At 58.4% G+C, this 15,793-nt stretch carries 16 protein-coding genes and 2 pseudogenes; 13 read left to right on the forward strand and 5 right to left on the reverse strand.

Annotated features, from left to right (window positions below; translation table 11 throughout):
* Positions 1–34 precede the first annotated feature (34 nt).
* The 4 genes from IM282_RS14650 to IM282_RS14665 all read left to right on the forward strand — a co-directional run bounded on the left by IM282_RS14650 (position 35) and on the right by IM282_RS14665 (position 3,753).
* Complete coding sequence (locus IM282_RS14650; RefSeq protein ID WP_022646542.1) at positions 35–1,657, forward strand: alpha-glucoside-specific PTS transporter subunit IIBC; 1,623 nt, start codon at positions 35–37, stop codon at positions 1,655–1,657.
* On the forward strand, positions 1,654–2,976 hold the full coding sequence (locus IM282_RS14655) for a 6-phospho-alpha-glucosidase (RefSeq protein ID WP_058646762.1): 1,323 nt from the start codon (positions 1,654–1,656) through the stop codon (positions 2,974–2,976). The genes IM282_RS14650 and IM282_RS14655 overlap by 4 nt, the downstream gene beginning before the upstream one ends.
* Before the next feature lie 92 nt (positions 2,977–3,068).
* Positions 3,069–3,416: a YidH family protein gene (locus tag IM282_RS14660; RefSeq protein WP_022646544.1), complete on the forward strand. Its 348-nt coding sequence runs from the start codon at positions 3,069–3,071 to the stop codon at positions 3,414–3,416.
* Positions 3,406–3,753, forward strand: a complete 348-nt coding sequence (locus IM282_RS14665; protein ID WP_022646545.1) for a DUF202 domain-containing protein — start codon at positions 3,406–3,408, stop codon at positions 3,751–3,753. Before IM282_RS14660 ends, IM282_RS14665 begins: the two co-directional genes overlap by 11 nt.
* Before the next feature lie 32 nt (positions 3,754–3,785).
* On the opposite strand, the gene dsdA is transcribed toward IM282_RS14665, so the two are convergent.
* Positions 3,786–5,072, reverse strand: coding sequence for a D-serine ammonia-lyase (gene dsdA, locus IM282_RS14670; protein ID WP_126490083.1), 1,287 nt, complete (start codon positions 5,070–5,072; stop codon positions 3,786–3,788).
* Positions 5,073–5,169: 97 nt separating this feature from the next.
* Here dsdA and IM282_RS14675 point away from each other — a divergent pair.
* Positions 5,170–6,255, forward strand: a pseudogene (locus IM282_RS14675) (cellulase family glycosylhydrolase); the annotation flags it as partial.
* Here the strand turns inward: IM282_RS14675 and emrD are convergent.
* The 4 genes and pseudogenes from emrD to tisB form a co-directional block, all read right to left on the reverse strand.
* Positions 6,161–7,345 carry a multidrug efflux MFS transporter EmrD gene (gene emrD, locus IM282_RS14680; protein WP_023298963.1) on the reverse strand — a complete coding sequence of 395 codons (1,185 nt, stop codon included), beginning with the start codon at positions 7,343–7,345 and terminating at the stop codon, positions 6,161–6,163. The pseudogene IM282_RS14675 and the gene emrD sit on opposite strands and share 95 nt — an antisense overlap.
* Before the next feature lie 175 nt (positions 7,346–7,520).
* Positions 7,521–7,939, reverse strand: a pseudogene (locus tag IM282_RS14685) (EamA family transporter).
* Between the two features lie 62 nt (positions 7,940–8,001).
* Positions 8,002–8,448, reverse strand: coding sequence for a GNAT family N-acetyltransferase (locus tag IM282_RS14690; RefSeq protein WP_023298965.1), 447 nt, complete (start codon positions 8,446–8,448; stop codon positions 8,002–8,004).
* A gap of 64 nt (positions 8,449–8,512) precedes the next feature.
* Positions 8,513–8,602, reverse strand: coding sequence for a type I toxin-antitoxin system toxin TisB (tisB, locus tag IM282_RS14695; protein WP_022646551.1), 90 nt, complete (start codon positions 8,600–8,602; stop codon positions 8,513–8,515).
* A 486-nt stretch (positions 8,603–9,088) separates the two neighbouring features.
* On the opposite strand from tisB, the gene IM282_RS14700 reads away from it, so the two are divergent.
* The 8 genes from IM282_RS14700 to IM282_RS14735 all read left to right on the forward strand — a co-directional run bounded on the left by IM282_RS14700 (position 9,089) and on the right by IM282_RS14735 (position 15,674).
* The gene (locus tag IM282_RS14700; RefSeq protein ID WP_022646552.1) at positions 9,089–9,403 is read left to right on the forward strand and encodes a type II toxin-antitoxin system HigB family toxin; all 315 of its coding nucleotides are present in this window, start codon (positions 9,089–9,091) and stop codon (positions 9,401–9,403) included.
* Entirely contained in the window at positions 9,403–9,819 is a 417-nt protein-coding gene (locus tag IM282_RS14705; protein WP_275062041.1) for a type II toxin-antitoxin system HigA family antitoxin, read from the forward strand. The genes IM282_RS14700 and IM282_RS14705 overlap by 1 nt, the downstream gene beginning before the upstream one ends.
* 146 nt (positions 9,820–9,965) lie before the next feature.
* Positions 9,966–10,064, forward strand: a complete 99-nt coding sequence (gene ivbL / locus IM282_RS14710) for an ilvB operon leader peptide IvbL (protein ID WP_057979964.1) — start codon at positions 9,966–9,968, stop codon at positions 10,062–10,064.
* 106 nt (positions 10,065–10,170) lie between these two features.
* Positions 10,171–11,859, forward strand: coding sequence for an acetolactate synthase large subunit (gene ilvB / locus IM282_RS14715; RefSeq protein ID WP_154849737.1), 1,689 nt, complete (start codon positions 10,171–10,173; stop codon positions 11,857–11,859).
* 3 nt (positions 11,860–11,862) lie between these two features.
* Positions 11,863–12,150, forward strand: coding sequence for an acetolactate synthase small subunit (gene ilvN, locus IM282_RS14720; RefSeq protein ID WP_015570113.1), 288 nt, complete (start codon positions 11,863–11,865; stop codon positions 12,148–12,150).
* A gap of 125 nt (positions 12,151–12,275) precedes the next feature.
* On the forward strand, positions 12,276–12,869 hold the full coding sequence (gene uhpA, locus IM282_RS14725; protein ID WP_022646555.1) for a transcriptional regulator UhpA: 594 nt from the start codon (positions 12,276–12,278) through the stop codon (positions 12,867–12,869).
* A complete protein-coding gene (gene uhpB / locus IM282_RS14730; protein WP_022646556.1) occupies positions 12,866–14,371 on the forward strand; it encodes a signal transduction histidine-protein kinase/phosphatase UhpB in 1,506 nt (501 codons plus the stop codon). Before uhpA ends, uhpB begins: the two co-directional genes overlap by 4 nt.
* Positions 14,364–15,674, forward strand: coding sequence for an MFS transporter (locus IM282_RS14735; protein ID WP_192970518.1), 1,311 nt, complete (start codon positions 14,364–14,366; stop codon positions 15,672–15,674). The genes uhpB and IM282_RS14735 overlap by 8 nt, the downstream gene beginning before the upstream one ends.
* The last annotated feature ends 119 nt before the right edge of the window (positions 15,675–15,793 follow it).

Below are 15,793 nucleotides of genomic sequence, written 5' to 3' on the forward strand. Positions count from 1 at the left end.
CTACCCCTACAGGTTGTTTCATGAGGATTTAAAAATGCTCAGTCAAATACAACGTTTTGGCGGCGCCATGTTCACCCCGGTTTTACTGTTTCCCTTTGCCGGGATCGTGGTCGGGATCGCCATCATGCTTCGCAACCCGCTGTTTGTCGGCGAAGCTTTAACGGCCCCCGATCATCTGTTCGCGCAGATTGTTCACATCATCGAAGAGGGCGGCTGGGCGGTGTTCCGCAATATGCCGCTGATTTTTGCTGTCGGCTTACCGATTGGCCTGGCAAAGCAGGCGCAGGGCCGCGCCTGTCTGGCGGTGCTGATTAGCTTTCTGACCTGGAACTACTTTATCAACGCGATGGGGATGACCTGGGGTCACTTCTTTGGCGTCGACTTCTCTGCTGAACCCACTGCTGGCAGCGGGCTGGCGATGATTGCCGGAATCAAAACGCTTGATACCAGCATCATCGGGGCGATTATCATTTCCGGGCTCGTCACCGCTATCCACAACCGATTTTTCGACAAGCCGTTGCCAGTCTTCCTGGGGATTTTCCAGGGCACCTCGTTTGTCGTTATCCTCGCGTTCTTCGTGATGATCCCCTGCGCCTGGCTGACGCTGCTGGGCTGGCCGAAAGTGCAGATGGGCATTGAGTCCCTGCAGGCGTTCCTGCGCTCTGCCGGTGCGCTCGGCGTATGGGTCTATACCTTCCTGGAACGCATTCTGATCCCAACCGGATTGCACCACTTCGTCTACGGTCCGTTTATTTTCGGCCCGGCGGCGGTAGAGGGCGGCATTCAGGTCTACTGGGCGCAGCACCTGCAGGAATTCAGCCAGAGCACTGTGCCGCTAAAAACACTGTTCCCTGAAGGCGGCTTCGCCCTGCACGGCAATTCGAAAGTGTTTGGCTCGGTCGGGATTGCGCTGGCGATCTGGTACACCGCGTCGCCGGAAAACCGCGTCAAGGTTGCGGGGCTGCTGGTTCCGGCCACGCTTACCGCCGTGCTGGTGGGTATTACCGAACCGCTGGAGTTCACCTTCCTGTTTATCTCGCCGTTGCTGTTTGCTATCCACGCCGTGCTGGCCGCAACGATGGCGACGGTGATGTATACCTTCGGGGTGGTGGGGAACATGGGGGGCGGTCTGCTGGACCAGTTCCTGCCGCAAAACTGGATCCCGATGTTCCATAACCACGCCTCGACGGTATTCACCCAGATTGGCATCGGCCTCTGCTTCACCGCTCTCTATTTCGTGGTCTTCAGGACGCTTATCGAACGTCTGAATCTAAAAACGCCGGGCCGGGAAGAGAGCGAAATCAAGCTCTACAGCAAGGCCGACTATAAGGCGGCGCGTGGGCAAACCACCGCCCCGGCAGCAGCCAGCCAGCAGGTCGGACAGGCCGCTGGGTTCTTACAGGCGCTCGGCGGCGCAGCAAATATCGAAAGTATCAATAACTGCGCCACCCGCCTGCGTATCGCCCTGGTGGATATGACGAAAACCCAAAGCGACGACGTCTTCAAAGCCCTGGGCGCACACGGTGTGGTGCGGCGCGGCAACGGCATTCAGGTGATTGTCGGTCTGCACGTTCCTCAGGTGCGCGACCAGCTGGAATCGCTGATGAAAACCCCTTTAACAAACGAACAAACCACTCTGACAGAGGCTATATCATGAAAAAATTCTCAGTTGTTATTGCAGGCGGCGGCAGTACATTCACGCCTGGTATCGTCCTGATGCTGTTAGCCAACCGTGACCGTTTCCCGCTGCGTGCGCTGAAGTTCTATGACAATGACGGAGCACGTCAGGAGGTTATCGCCGAGGCGTGCAAAATCATCCTCAGGGAGCAGGCGCCTGAGATTGAATTTAGTTACACCACCGATCCGAAAGCAGCCTTTACCGATGTGGATTTCGTGATGGCGCATATTCGCGTGGGCAAATACCCGATGCGTGAAAAAGATGAAAAAATCCCGCTGCGCCACGGCGTGCTGGGCCAGGAAACGTGCGGGCCGGGTGGCATCTCCTACGGCATGCGCTCCATCGGCGGCGTGCTTGAGCTGGTAGATTATATGGAGCAGTACTCCCCGAAAGCGTGGATGCTGAACTACTCCAACCCGGCGGCGATTGTCGCGGAAGCCACGCGCCGCCTGCGTCCGAACGCGAAAATCCTCAACATCTGCGACATGCCGATCGGCATTGAAGGCCGTATGGCGCAAATCGTCGGCCTGAAAGACCGCAAAGAGATGCGCGTGCGCTACTACGGTCTGAACCACTTCGGCTGGTGGACGTCGATTGAAGATCTGAACGGAAACGATCTGATGCCGAAGCTGCGTGAATACGTGGCGAAAAACGGTTATGTTCCGCCTTCGGAAGATGTGCATACTGAAGCGAGCTGGAACGATACCTTCGCCAAGGCCAAAGACGTACAGGCGCTGGATCCGGACACCATGCCGAACACCTACCTGAAGTATTACCTGTTCCCGGACTATGTGGTCGCCCATTCCAACCCGGAGCGTACCCGCGCCAATGAAGTGATGGATCACCGTGAGAAGCATGTATTCAGTTCATGCCGGGCGATTATCGAAGCCGGTCATTCTTCTGCCGGTGAACTGGAAATCGACGAACATGCATCGTACATCGTCGATCTGGCGACCGCGATTGCCTTTAATACCCAGGAACGCATGTTGCTGATTGTGCCTAACAATGGGGCTATCCATAATTTTGACGCCGACGCGATGGTAGAAATTCCGTGTCTGGTCGGCCACAACGGACCGGAGCCGCTGACCGTGGGTGATATTCCTCACTTCCAGAAAGGGCTCATGAGCCAACAGGTGGCGGTGGAAAAACTGGTGGTGGACGCCTGGGAGCAGCGCTCGTATCAGAAACTCTGGCAGGCGATTACCCTGTCGAAAACCGTACCGAGCGCATCGGTGGCGAAGGCGATTCTGGACGATCTGATTGAAGCTAATAAGGATTACTGGCCAGAGCTGCACTAATCTTTCTGACCGGCATCGCCAGATGCCGGTCTCCTTGTCCTGGCTGAATTACGCTATGCTGAAGCCTGCATGATGCACGACAAGGAACCTTCATGAACATTTCCCGCCTCGGTGAAGCGCCGGACTACCGCTTCTCACTGGCTAACGAACGCACGTTCTTAGCGTGGATCCGCACCGCCCTGGGCTTTCTGGCCGCAGGCGTCGGCCTTGATCAGCTCGCCCCCGATTTTGCCACTCCGTTGATTCGCGAAGTGCTGGCCCTGCTGCTGTGCCTGATTGCCGGCGTGCTGGCGATTTATGGCTATCTGCGCTGGCTGAGAAATGAAAAAGCGATGCGTCTGAAGCAGGATCTCCCCTACACGCGCGGTTTGATCATCATCAGTACGATTTTGCTGATGGTTGCGGGCGTAGTGATGTTACTGGTGCTGTATGCCGGATAGCCGCAAAGCGCGGCGGGAAGCGGACCCCGGGCTTCAGCCGGAGCGAACCTCGCTGGCCTGGCTGCGCACGCTGCTGGGGTATGGTGCGTTGATCGCGCTTGCCATTAAGCACAACTGGCACCGCACGGGGGCGCCATTCTGGATCTCCATTGTTGTGCTGGCGCTGGTAGCCATCATTTTATGGCGCTACACCCGCAGCCGTAACCTGATGGACGTGGCGCAGAGCGACTTTGTACAGCCGAAGGCGGTGCGGGATAAGTTCCTTATCGCCCTGGCCGTGCTGTCGCTGTCACTGCTGTTTGCGGTCACCCACATTCAACAAATTTTGCACCTGTAGGCCGGGTAAGGCGCAGCCGCCACCCGGCATATTTACTTCCCTTTCGCTAAATATTTCGCCATCTCGTCTTCCGGCACCATGCCGCCGCCGGTCGCCCAGACCAGGTGTGTAGTGTTAGCATTCGCCGTTATGCGTACCGGCCCGGCCATCCCCGCCAGCGCCGACGGCTCCAGACAAATGCCTTCTTCCTGCGCCAGCCAGCCGAGCAGGTCGTACATGCTTTGATCTGAGAGGGTATAGAACCCGTCAAGCAGACGCTCCATCGCGCGGCCCACGAAGCCGGACGCGCGACCTACCGCCAGACCGTCCGCCGCCGTCACGTTATCAATACCCAGATCCTGCACGGCGATTTCATCGTGCAGCCCGGTGTAAACGCCCAGCAGCATGCACGGGGAGTGCGTGGGCTCGGCGAAGAAACAGTGGACGTTATCGCCAAAGGCCAGCTTCAGGCCAAACGCCACGCCGCCGGGGCCGCCGCCGACGCCGCACGGCAGATAGACATTCAACGGATGTTCAGCATCCACCGCGCGCCCCTGCGCGGCAAACTGCGCTTTCAGGCGCTCACCTGCAACCGCGTAGCCCAGGAACAGCGTGCGTGAGTTCTCATCGTCAATAAAGAAACAGTTTGGATCGCTTTCCGCCGCTTTGCGCCCTTGCTCCACGGCCACGCCATAATCCTGCTCATATTCCACGACGATCACGCCGTGGCTGCGCAGTTTGGCTTTCTTCCACTCGCGGGCGTCGGCGGACATATGCACCGTGACCTTAAAGCCGATGCGCGCGCTCATAATGCCAATGGACATCCCCAGGTTGCCGGTTGAACCCACCGCGATGCTGTACTGGCTGAAGAAGGCTTTAAAGCGTGGCTCCAGCAGGATGCTGTAGTCATCTTCAACGCTCAGCAACCCGGCTTCCAGCGCCAGTTTTTCCGCATGGGCCAGCACCTCATAGATACCGCCGCGCGCTTTAATGGAGCCGGAAATCGGCAGATGGCTGTCTTTTTTCAGCAGCAGCGTGCCTGGAATGGCCTTGCCGGACTCTTTCTCCAGCCGCTTTTGCATCGCCGGGATCGCGACCAGTTCGGATTCGATAATCCCGCCCGTTGCCGCCGTTTCCGGGAAGGCTTTCGCCAGATACGGCGCGAAGCGTTTCAGGCGCGCATGCGCGTCGTCCACGTCGGCTTTGGTCAGCCCGACATATGGCAACCCTTCCGCCAGCGTCGTGGTGTTCGGATTAAGCCAGGTGATCTCTTTCAGGGCAATCAAATCCGCCAGCAGCGGAAACCGGTCAATGAGGCCGGTCAGGTCAGTCGTTTTCATAATCTGTCTCAGAATTTAGTTCGTTTTGACTCTACACCAATTGTGAAAAAGCATGCTAAATACAGAGTAAAGCATTTGATTATTTGCAAGGGGCGTCGTGTTAAAGCCGTTAATTGTCACCGTGTTAGCGCTCGCTTCCGGCTGGGCCTGTGCCGCTGAGCCACCCCTGACGGCTGCCCGTTACGCGCAGATGCTGGGCGTCGGAATGGATGTCGACTGGGCCCGTACCGAGCGCGGTATCCGCGAGTTCGACCCGCTGGTGGTCCGTGATTTCCAGGCGAAAGGCATACATCATGTCCGTATTCGGGTGGCGGGCGAACCGACGGAAGCGCGGCTGATTCACCTGCGTAAGCTGGTGGAGGCTTGCGAGCAATACGGCGTCATCCCCATCATCGCCTATCAGGCCGATGAATATAAAAACGATCCGAAAGCGGATACCGAAAAAGCGGTGATCAACTGGTGGATTGCCGTGGCGCACTATTTTGGTCAGAGCTCGCCGTTGCTGGGGTTTGACCTGATCTACGAACCGGCGGACAAGCTCAACCACAACGTTGCTTCGCTCAACCGGGTGTATGAGAAAGCGATCAAAGACATTCACGTCATTGATGCCAGCCGCATGATTTTTATCGCCCCTCGTCTGCGCGCCGCGCCGGAGGATTTATCCAGCCTGAAGCTGCCCGCACACAGCCAGAATTACCTGCTGGCGGAATGGCATATTTTCCCCTGGGGTCCGCTGAAAACGAACGGCAAATACCCGTGGACGTCCGGAACCGCGGCTGAGAAAGCGGCTATCCGTAACCGAATCAATGCCGCGCTGCACTGGCAGCAAAAAACCGGGCACGTTAGCTGGGTCGGGGGCTGGGGCGTGGGGGAGTCAAACCACCTCACGCCAACCGCTTCGCAAATGGCCTTCGCCAACTTTATGGCCTGCGAGCTGCAAAAGGCGAAAATCCCGTATGCGCTTAACGCGGACTTCCAGTTTTACGACGGGGAAGAGGGCGCCTGGCGGCCTGCGCCAGAGCCGTTATTACAGGCGATGATTGCGCCCGTGTGTGAAAAGCCCGGCGAGAAGCCGGGCCATCATGCGGTTAAACCGGCTGTTCGTGATGCGGGACGCGCGACGCCAGCGGCAGCCAGCACAGCAAAATCAGCAGCCCCATCAGGGTCATCAGCAGGCCCAAACTCGCCTGCCCGGTCTGCGGCATCATAGCCGAAAGCCAGGCCAGCGCGCCGGAACCGATATTCTGTAAACCTCCGACCAGCGCGCCTGCCGTGCCCGCGAGGAACGGGAACGGCTCCATTGCGCCGCTGGTGGCGAGCGGGAACAGCATGCCCGCGCCGAAGAAGAACAGCGCCGCCGGGATGAGCAACGTCCAGACCGACATCACGTCAAACAGCCCCGGGATCCACATCATCAGCCCGGCCAGTAGACAGCTGATCACTGACTGCCACATCAGCGTAGAGAAGCGTTTGTTCGGACGTCCGGCGAACCATGCGCCGAAGAACGCCGCCGGGATCGGCAGAATAAACAAAATGCTCACCACCATGCTGCTCAGGCCAAGACCTGCGCCCAGCAGCACGCCGGAACAGGCTTCAAACACCGCAATGCCCGCCAGGCCGCCGATTAGCATCAACAGATAACAGGTAAACGACCCATTACCGAACAGCGTTTTGTAGCTGGCGATGAGCTTCGTGCGCGGCGCGTCCTGCGGACGTGTTTCCGGCATCCAGCGCGCCATGCTGAAGGTGACAATAATGCACAGCACCAGCAGGAAGGCGTAACAGGCGCGCCAGGACCAGACGGTGTCCAGCAGACCCCCAATCAGCGGGGCGAGCAGCGGGCTGACCAGAATGCCCATATTTAACAGACTGTTGGCGTGGCGAAGTTGGGTGCCCTGGTACATATCACGCGGCAGGGTACGCGCCATGACCCCGCCGACGCCGGTGCCCACGCCCTGGAGGGCGCTGGCGGCAATCAGGATGGTCAGGCTGTGCGTAGTAATGGCAATCACCGTCGCCACCATGAAAATGCTCATGCCCACCAGAATGACCGGACGACGCCCGACGCGATCGGACAGGGGACCATAAACCAGCTGTGAAACGCCATAGGTCAGCAGGTAGGCTGCCATCACGCTCTGTACCGCACCTTCGCGGACGCTCAGATCTTTTGCCATATCGGCAATCGCCGGAATGTAGATGGTTTGCGCCATCTGCCCGACGGCCACCAGTAACACCAGCATCAACAATAAGTTCACGTTCCGTTGCTTTTTCATGTCGCTGAATACTTTTGCCAAAAGAGATAAATAAAGAATAAGTGACTACGCATTCCCATAAATGCGCGAGGAATCTACCACAGAGAGATGACAATTTAAGCATTGCTGTGATGAATGACAGAAGGCGTTAAGGCAGGATTTGTAAACAAGATCGGCAACTAATGTTGCCAGCGAATTACGCCAGGCGCAGCAGGACCGCACCGGCTGCAATACCCAGCGCCGCCGCGATGCGCAGGCCCACAACCTTCTCTTTTAAAAGCACAAATGCGATGAATGCGCCGAAGAGAATAGAGGTTTCACGTAGTGCGGCGACCACCGCCAGCGGCGCCTGGGTCATCGCCCAGAGTGCCAGACCGTAAGATCCCATCGTCCCGACGCCGCCGAGCAGTGTAACGCACAGGAGACGAACAAATATGGCCAGCATGCGGCAGTCGGCTGGGGCGAGAAGGGGAGTAAAATCAGCGCAATAAGCGCGGCTGAACCGCTGACCCCGATCGCCGAGTAGAGCTTGTCCGTTCCGGCTTTAACGATGGCGTTCCAGCTGGCATGCAGCAGTGCGGCGAACAGTAAAATGCAGAAAACGGTGATGGACATGGCGGATCGGTTGGTGAAATGTCATCCAACTGTAACATTCCCCCGTCGAGGCTGCCAGCCGCTTACACTGCGCAAAAAAGGCGGTGCGTCACCCGGGGCTCGTCTGACACAAGCCTGAAGCCCGCCCGATGATAAAATCCGTACGCGGTTTCCGGCGCATGGGTATTAAGAAAATCAAACCAGATGCTGGCATCCGCCATCACCACGGTCAAAAGTTGTTTTCCAATCCCCAGCCCACGGCACTTTTCGCTGACGTAGAGATGACGAATACGTCCGGCGCGCGGCTGCTGGCTGAATGGATCGCGATTTAGACCGCACACGCCCACCAGCCTGCCGTTAAGAAACGCCCCCAGCAGCTTTTCACCCGGCGCGTTAAAGCGATTCTCACCGCGCTGCCAGTTCTCTTCCAGCCTGCGCAGCATATTGAAATTTAACGCGATACTCTCGGCCTTCAGGGCGATATAGCCCGGTTCATCAGGCGTAACAGGCTCAATTAACAGACGCGACATAGCATTCCCTCGTTATTAAAGAGGGGCGGTTGCCCGCCCCTCTCAGGTGCGACTTGAACCTGAATCACTTAACGTATTTCAGGACAGCATCAAGCAGTTGCAATACAGCAACAATGAGTTTGAGGACAAGTATGACCATATCCACGACGCTCATACGCGTCTCCTTTTGGTTAAAAGGAGCACGATGCTGGCGTACCTTTCCGCCGCCTGTGGCCAGCACCTGGATTGACGTAACACAGTGTGCTCACTTCAGGGGTTAAGGCACTGACGGCACCACCCGTTTCAGCCAGGACTTCGTTGCGCCGGTAAACTGCGGCCCCCTCGCTCACTGCGAACACCCTCAGTATAGATAAATACTGTATGCATGAACAGTATTTTATGGACAAATTTTGGAAGGCGATCCATACTCAAAAACGTCAAAATCCGTGCCGGAATTGCGCGTTCGTCTTCGATCGCGTATACTTTTTGCGTTGACGTAACACAGTGTGTTCTGCGGCGACCAACCGCAAAACCCTGATAAAAACCTCGCTTAGGCGGGGTTTTTTGTTTTCTGACGAAGTGAAAATAGTATCCTCCGTTGACTTATTGGCAATAGGCGTTATCGTTGCCATAATGGCAACGGACGCGGCAGGCAAGCAGGATGCATTTAATCTCAATGAAGGCAATTTTGGATGCGGTAAGCCAGTTCCCGCAATACAGAGAAGAGCTTCTCTTTTTAGGACGAGTTATTGAAAAGAGCCACTGCCCGACGCCCGCTGCACTGAGAAAACTTTTCCCAACGCTGGATAACTTCAAGTATCTTGATAAGCATTATGTTATTGATATTGCAAATAACAATCTCAGAGTAGTGGCTCTCATATTCTTTGAAAGCCAAAAGTTTTATGTGCGCCATGTTTTTACTCATAAGGAATATGACCGTTTTACGGAGAAACATCGCACTAAGGGGAAGAAATGATGATCGTCGCTGATGCAATGAAAGCTACGCACGCCCTTGTTGCGGCCGTTCCTTTACTGGGTGAACAGCCGAGCGAGAAAGATTATAAGGATGCGCTTGAGCTGGTTGAGTATCTCCTTATGAACGAGCCCAATAGCCCCTTGCTGGATATTGTTTGCGCCAGAATTAGCCATTACGAAGCTAATCGGCCAGAGATAGTCGCATTACGCAAGGAGATGGTGTCCGTTCCCGTCGGAATTGCAGTTTTGAGAACCTTGATGGATCAATACAATCTGACGATATCGGATTTTAAGGATGAAATTGGTAGTAAATCGATGGTTTCACGGGTTCTGAATGGTCAGAGACAGCTTACTCTGAACCATATTAAAAAGCTGGCGGCCAGATTTGGGGTATCACCTGCGCTATTTATTGAGTGAGTAAAAACCCTTTATTGAGTGTCATCGCCCAACAAACGAAACGTGATCCCTGACGCATTTTTGCGCAGTTGAAAATATTTCCATTGTCACATCCGAAAACCTGTGTTTGTATAAATTCTATCAATGATTCCAAACACAGGTCCCCAATGACTTCATCCATCTTCACCTCGACCCTACTAAAAACTGCGCAACCTGCCGCAGTGGTCGTCGTGCGTGTGGTGGTGGTCGTCGGCAATGCGCCGTAGGGACTGGATCAACACACGAATCCAAAACCCCGCCGGCGCAAACCGGGCGGGGTTTTTCGTTTAAGAGCCTCCCCGGAAAGTCGGCCCAGAAGAAAAGGACTGGAGCATGGCAAGTTCGGGCACAACATACACAAAAACGCGTTTCACCGGCGCGCAGCTGATTGTTCATTTACTGGAACGACAGGGCATCACCACCGTTGCGGGCATCCCGGGTGGGACCGTGCTGCCGCTGTATGATGCGTTAAGCCAAAGCACACAGATCCGCCACGTGCTGGCGCGCCACGAGCAGGGCGCAGGCTTTATCGCTCAGGGCATGGCGCGTACCCAGGGTAAACCGGCGGTCTGTATGGCCTGCAGCGGGCCGGGCGCCACTAACCTGGTGACCGCCATCGCCGATGCGCGCCTCGACTCCATTCCGCTGATCTGCATTACCGGCCAGGTGCCGTCCTCGATGATCGGTACCGATGCGTTCCAGGAAGTGGATACCTACGGTATCTCTATCCCCATCACCAAACATAACTATTTAGTTCGCGATATCAGCGAGCTGCCTCAGGTGATCAGCGATGCGTTTCGCATTGCCCAGTCTGGCCGCCCGGGTCCGGTGTGGATAGACATTCCTAAGGATGTCCAGACCGCAGAAATTGAGATCGACGTCCTGCCCGAGCCGGGCAAGCGTGCCCCGGCGCCGGAATTCAACGCTGAGAGCGTGCGCGATGCCGCCGCCATGATTAACGCGGCGAAACGCCCGGTGCTCTATCTGGGCGGCGGGGCGATCAACGCCGCGGATGAAATCCGTCAGTTCGCTGAAAAAGCCAGCCTGCCTACCACCATGACCCTGATGGCGCTCGGCATGCTGCCAAAAGCGCACCCGCTCTCTCTCGGCATGCTGGGCATGCACGGCGCGCGCAGCACCAACTACATCCTGCAAGAGGCGGATTTGCTGATTGTTATGGGGGCGCGTTTTGATGACCGGGCGATCGGCAAAACCGAGGAGTTCTGCCCGAACGCCAAAATCATTCATGTGGATATCGACCGCGCCGAGCTGGGTAAAATCAAGCAGCCGCACGTGGCGATTCAGGGCGACGTGGCCGAAGTGCTGGCACAGCTGATCCCACAGACGGAGGCAAACGACCGCGCCGACTGGCGCCAGCTGGTAGCCGATCTGCAACGCGAGTTCCCGGGCACTATCCCAACCGAGGGCGACCCGCTGAGCCACTATGGCCTTATCAACGCCGTTGCCGCCTGCGTGGATGACAGCGCGATTATCACCACCGACGTCGGCCAGCATCAGATGTGGACCGCCCAGGCGTATCCGCTTAACCGCCCGCGCCAGTGGCTGACCTCCGGCGGCCTTGGCACCATGGGCTTCGGCCTGCCAGCAGCGGTTGGCGCGGCGCTCGCCAACCCGGACCGTAAGGTGATCTGCTTCTCCGGTGACGGCAGCCTGATGATGAACATTCAGGAGATGGCGACGGCAGCCGAAAACCAGTTAGACGTCAAAATCATTCTGATGAACAACGAGGCGCTGGGCCTGGTACACCAGCAGCAGAGCCTGTTCTATAAGCAGGGCGTGTTTGCGGCGACCTATCCGGGGATGATCAACTTCATGCAGATTGCCGCTGGTTTTGGCCTGCACACCTGCGATCTGAACGCCGAAGAAGATGCCCACGCGGCGTTGCAGGATGCGATTTCTCGTCCGGGCCCGGCGCTGATCCACGTGCGTATCGACCCTGAACAAAAAGTGTATCCGATGGTGCCGCCGGGTGCGGCCAATACTGAGATGGTGGGGGAATAAGCCATGCAGAAACAATGTGATAATGTCATTCTGGAACTCACCGTCCGCAACCACCCTGGCGTCATGACCCACGTCTGCGGGCTGTTTGCCCGACGTGCGTTTAACGTGGAAGGCATTCTGTGCCTGCCGATTCAGGGCAGCGAGCACAGCCGTATCTGGCTACTGGTGAACGACGATCAGCGTCTGGAGCAGATGATGGCGCAGATCGACAAGCTGGAAGATGTCACCAAAGTGGCACGCAACCAGTCCGATCCCACCATGTTTAACAAAATTGCGGTGTTTTTCGAGTAAATCACTTAAGGTAAAAGGCTTTTGCCGGATGGCGCTGCGCTTATCCAGCCTGCAAGGACGTTACACGTAGGCCGGATAAGGCGTTTACGCCGCCATCCGGCGTGTTCACGCATCAGGATCAAACCATGACCACCATCGCCCTTATCGACGACCACCTTATCGTCCGCTCCGGCTTTGCCCAGCTTTTAAACCTCGAACCGGATTTTCAGGTCGTGGCCGAGTTTGGCTCCGGTCGCGAGGCGCTGGCGGGCCTGCCGGGACGCGGGGTGCAGGTCTGTATCTGCGACATCTCAATGCCGGATCTCTCCGGGCTGGAGCTGTTAAGCCAGCTGCCGAAAGGGATGGCGACCATTATGCTCTCCGTCCACGACAGCCCGGCGCTGGTCGAGCAGGCGCTCAACGCGGGCGCGCGCGGCTTCCTCTCTAAACGCTGTAGCCCCGACGAGCTGATTGCCGCCGTGCGCACCGTCTCCACCGGCGGCTGCTACCTGACGCCGGATATCGCCATCAAGCTGGCGGCGGGACGGCAGGATCCGCTCACCAGACGCGAGCGTCAGGTGGCAGAGAAACTTGCCCAGGGCATGTCGGTGAAAGAGATTGCCGCGGAGCTGGATCTGTCCCCGAAAACCGTGCATGTTCATCGCGCCAACCTGATGGAAAAACTCAACGTCAGTAACGATGTCGAGCTGGCGCGCCGTATGTTTGACAGCTGGCAATGAGTCCCGTTTTTTCACGGCTGATCGCCGTCGTCGCCAGCTTTTTTATCTTCTCCGCCGCATGGTTCTGCCTGTGGAGCATCAGCCTGCATCTGGTGGAACGCCCGGAGCTGGCGGTGCTGCTTTTCCCCTTTGGCCTGCGTCTGGGACTGATGCTTCAGTGCCCGCGCGGATACTGGCCCGTTTTGCTGGGCGCAGAGTGGCTGATGCTGATCTGGCTGGCGCAGGAAGTGGCGCTGGCGCATCTGCCCTTATTGATGACCGGAAGCCTGCTCACGCTTATCCCGGTCGCCCTGATTTCCCGCTACCGTCACCAGCGCGACTGGCGCACGCTGCTGCGTCAGGGGGCGGCGCTGATTGCCGCCGCGCTGTTGCAGTCCCTGCCGTGGGTGGGCGAAAAGGAGGTGCTCAACGCCCTGCTGCTGACCCTCACCGGCGGCCTGACGCTGGCACCGACCTGCCTGGTTTTCTGGCATTACCTTACCAGCACCGTCTGGCAGCCGCTCGGCCCGGCGCTGGTCTCCCAGCCGGTGAACTGGCGCGCCCGGCACCTGATCTGGTATCTGCTGCTGTTTGTGGTGAGCCTGTGGTTGCAGCTTGGTCTGCCCGCTGAATTATCACGCTTCACGCCGTTTTGTCTGGCGCTGCCGATCATCGCCCTCGCCTGGCACTACGGCTGGCAGGGGGCGCTGATCGCGACCCTAATGAACGCCATCGCGCTGATCGCCAGCCAGACCTGGCACGATCATCCGGTAGATCTGTTGCTCTCGCTGCTGGCCCAGAGCCTGACCGGGCTGCTGCTGGGGGCGGGCATCCAGCGCCTGCGCGAGCTGAACCAGTCTCTGCAAGCCGAGCTGGCGCGCAACCGCCGTCTGGCGGAGCGTCTGCTGGAGACGGAAGAGAGCGTGCGCCAGGAGGTTGCCCGCGAGCTGCACGATGACATCGGCCAGACCATCACTGCCATCCGCACCCAGGCGGGCATTGTCCAGCGCCTGGCGGCAGAAAACGCGGGTGTGAAGCAGGGCGGGGCGCATATCGAACAGCTTTCGCTGGGTGTCTATGACTCCGTTCGCCGCCTGTTAGGGCGGCTGCGCCCGCGCCAGCTTGACGATCTGTCCCTGGAGCAGGCGGTGCGTTCCCTGATGCGCGAGATGGAGCTGGAAAGCCGCGGGATAGTCAGCCATCTCGACTGGCGCATCAATGAAGCTACCCTGAGCGAAGGTCAGCGCGTGACGCTGTTCCGCGTCTGTCAGGAGGGGCTGAACAACATCGTCAAACACGCCAGTGCCAGCGCGGTCACGATCCAGGGCTGGCAGCAGGACGAGCGCCTGATGCTGGTGATTGAAGACGACGGCTGCGGCCTACCGCCGGGCTCCGGCCAGCAGGGCTTTGGCCTGGCGGGCATGCGCGAGCGCGTGAAGGCGCTCGGCGGCACGCTGACGATCTCCTGCACCCACGGGACGCGCGTCAGCGTCAGTTTGCCGTTAAGGACGCACCATGTTTAAAACCCCCGCCAGCGCCGCCCCGTTAGGCAACAAAGCGGAAATCGACGCCCGCTATCGCTACTGGCGACGTCATATCCTGGTCACTATCTGGCTCGGCTACGCGCTGTTCTACTTCACCCGCAAAAGCTTCAACGCCGCCGCGCCGGAGATCCTCGCCAGCGGCGTGATGACGCGCACCGACATCGGCCTGCTGGCGACGCTGTTTTACATCACCTACGGTCTGTCGAAGTTCTTCTCCGGCATCGTCAGCGACCGCTCCAATGCGCGCTATTTCATGGGCGTTGGGCTGATCGCCACCGGCGTGGTGAACATCCTGTTTGGCTTCTCGACGTCGCTGTGGGCCTTCGCCCTGCTGTGGGCGCTGAACGCCTTTTTCCAGGGCTGGGGCGCGCCGGTCTGCGCCCGTCTGCTGACCGCCTGGTACTCACGCAATGAGCGCGGCGGTTGGTGGGCCGTCTGGAACACCGCGCATAACGTCGGCGGAGCGCTGATCCCGATGGTGGTGGGGGCTGCCGCGCTGCACTACGGCTGGCGTGCGGGGATGATGATTGCCGGTGGCCTCGCGATTGTCGCCGGGCTGTTCCTCTGCTGGCGCCTGCGCGACAGGCCGCAAACCGTCGGCCTTCCACCGGTGGGCGACTGGCGGCACGACGAGATGGAGATCGCCCAGCAGCAGGAGGGGGCCGGGCTGTCCCGCCAGCAGATCCTCACCAAATACGTACTGAAAAACCCCTACATCTGGCTGCTGTCGCTCTGCTACGTGCTGGTCTACGTGGTGCGCGCGGCCATCAACGACTGGGGCAACCTGTACATGTCCGAGACGCTCAGTGTGGATCTGGTGACCGCCAACTCGGCAGTGACCATGTTTGAACTGGGCGGGTTTATCGGCGCGCTGGTGGCGGGCTGGGGCTCGGACAAGCTCTTCAACGGCAACCGCGGGCCGATGAACCTGATTTTCGCCGCCGGAATTTTGCTCTCCGTCGGCTCGCTGTGGCTGATGCCGTTCGCCAGCTACGTGATGCAGGCGGCGTGCTTCTTCACCATCGGTTTTTTCGTCTTTGGCCCGCAGATGCTGATCGGCATGGCGGCGGCAGAGTGCTCCCACAAAGAGGCGGCAGGCGCGGCGACGGGCTTTGTCGGGCTGTTTGCCTACCTCGGCGCATCGCTCTCCGGCTGGCCGCTGGCGCGGGTGATCGACATCTGGCACTGGAGCGGGTTCTTCGCGGTGATCGCCATCGCGGCGGGCATCTCCGCCCTGCTGTTGCTGCCGTTTTTGCACGCGCAGGCACCGCGCGAAGCGTGACGCGCCTCACCTTTTGCTGCCGAGTCGCGCAAAACTAAGAAATTTTCCCGGTTTCACCTGGACGCTGTCTCAGGCATCTCTCCTGGCTGGTTTTTACAATGCTGCAAAAATCAGCTCAG

It is taken from the genome of Enterobacter cloacae complex sp. P29RS (assembly GCF_014893445.1).
Lineage (GTDB): Bacteria > Pseudomonadota > Gammaproteobacteria > Enterobacterales > Enterobacteriaceae > Enterobacter > Enterobacter intestinihominis.

Bases quoted from the DNA above. Each gene is read 5' to 3' on its own strand.
- IM282_RS14655 (WP_058646762.1), top strand. From the start codon at position 1,654: ATGAAAAAATTCTCAGTTGTTATTGCAGGCGGCGGCAGTACATTCACG.
- IM282_RS14735 (WP_192970518.1), top strand. From the start codon at position 14,364: ATGTTTAAAACCCCCGCCAGCGCCGCCCCGTTAGGCAACAAAGCGGAA.
- IM282_RS14690 (WP_023298965.1), bottom strand. From the start codon at position 8,448: ATGTCGCGTCTGTTAATTGAGCCTGTTACGCCTGATGAACCGGGCTAT.
- ivbL (WP_057979964.1), top strand. From the start codon at position 9,966: ATGACTTCATCCATCTTCACCTCGACCCTACTAAAAACTGCGCAACCT.
- ilvB (WP_154849737.1), top strand. From the start codon at position 10,171: ATGGCAAGTTCGGGCACAACATACACAAAAACGCGTTTCACCGGCGCG.
- IM282_RS14705 (WP_275062041.1), top strand. From the start codon at position 9,403: ATGATCGTCGCTGATGCAATGAAAGCTACGCACGCCCTTGTTGCGGCC.
- emrD (WP_023298963.1), bottom strand. From the start codon at position 7,345: ATGAAAAAGCAACGGAACGTGAACTTATTGTTGATGCTGGTGTTACTG.
- dsdA (WP_126490083.1), bottom strand. From the start codon at position 5,072: ATGAAAACGACTGACCTGACCGGCCTCATTGACCGGTTTCCGCTGCTG.
- IM282_RS14660 (WP_022646544.1), top strand. From the start codon at position 3,069: ATGAACATTTCCCGCCTCGGTGAAGCGCCGGACTACCGCTTCTCACTG.
- IM282_RS14700 (WP_022646552.1), top strand. From the start codon at position 9,089: ATGCATTTAATCTCAATGAAGGCAATTTTGGATGCGGTAAGCCAGTTC.
- uhpA (WP_022646555.1), top strand. From the start codon at position 12,276: ATGACCACCATCGCCCTTATCGACGACCACCTTATCGTCCGCTCCGGC.
- uhpB (WP_022646556.1), top strand. From the start codon at position 12,866: ATGAGTCCCGTTTTTTCACGGCTGATCGCCGTCGTCGCCAGCTTTTTT.
- IM282_RS14650 (WP_022646542.1), top strand. From the start codon at position 35: ATGCTCAGTCAAATACAACGTTTTGGCGGCGCCATGTTCACCCCGGTT.
- tisB (WP_022646551.1), bottom strand. From the start codon at position 8,602: ATGAGCGTCGTGGATATGGTCATACTTGTCCTCAAACTCATTGTTGCT.
- ilvN (WP_015570113.1), top strand. From the start codon at position 11,863: ATGCAGAAACAATGTGATAATGTCATTCTGGAACTCACCGTCCGCAAC.
- IM282_RS14665 (WP_022646545.1), top strand. From the start codon at position 3,406: ATGCCGGATAGCCGCAAAGCGCGGCGGGAAGCGGACCCCGGGCTTCAG.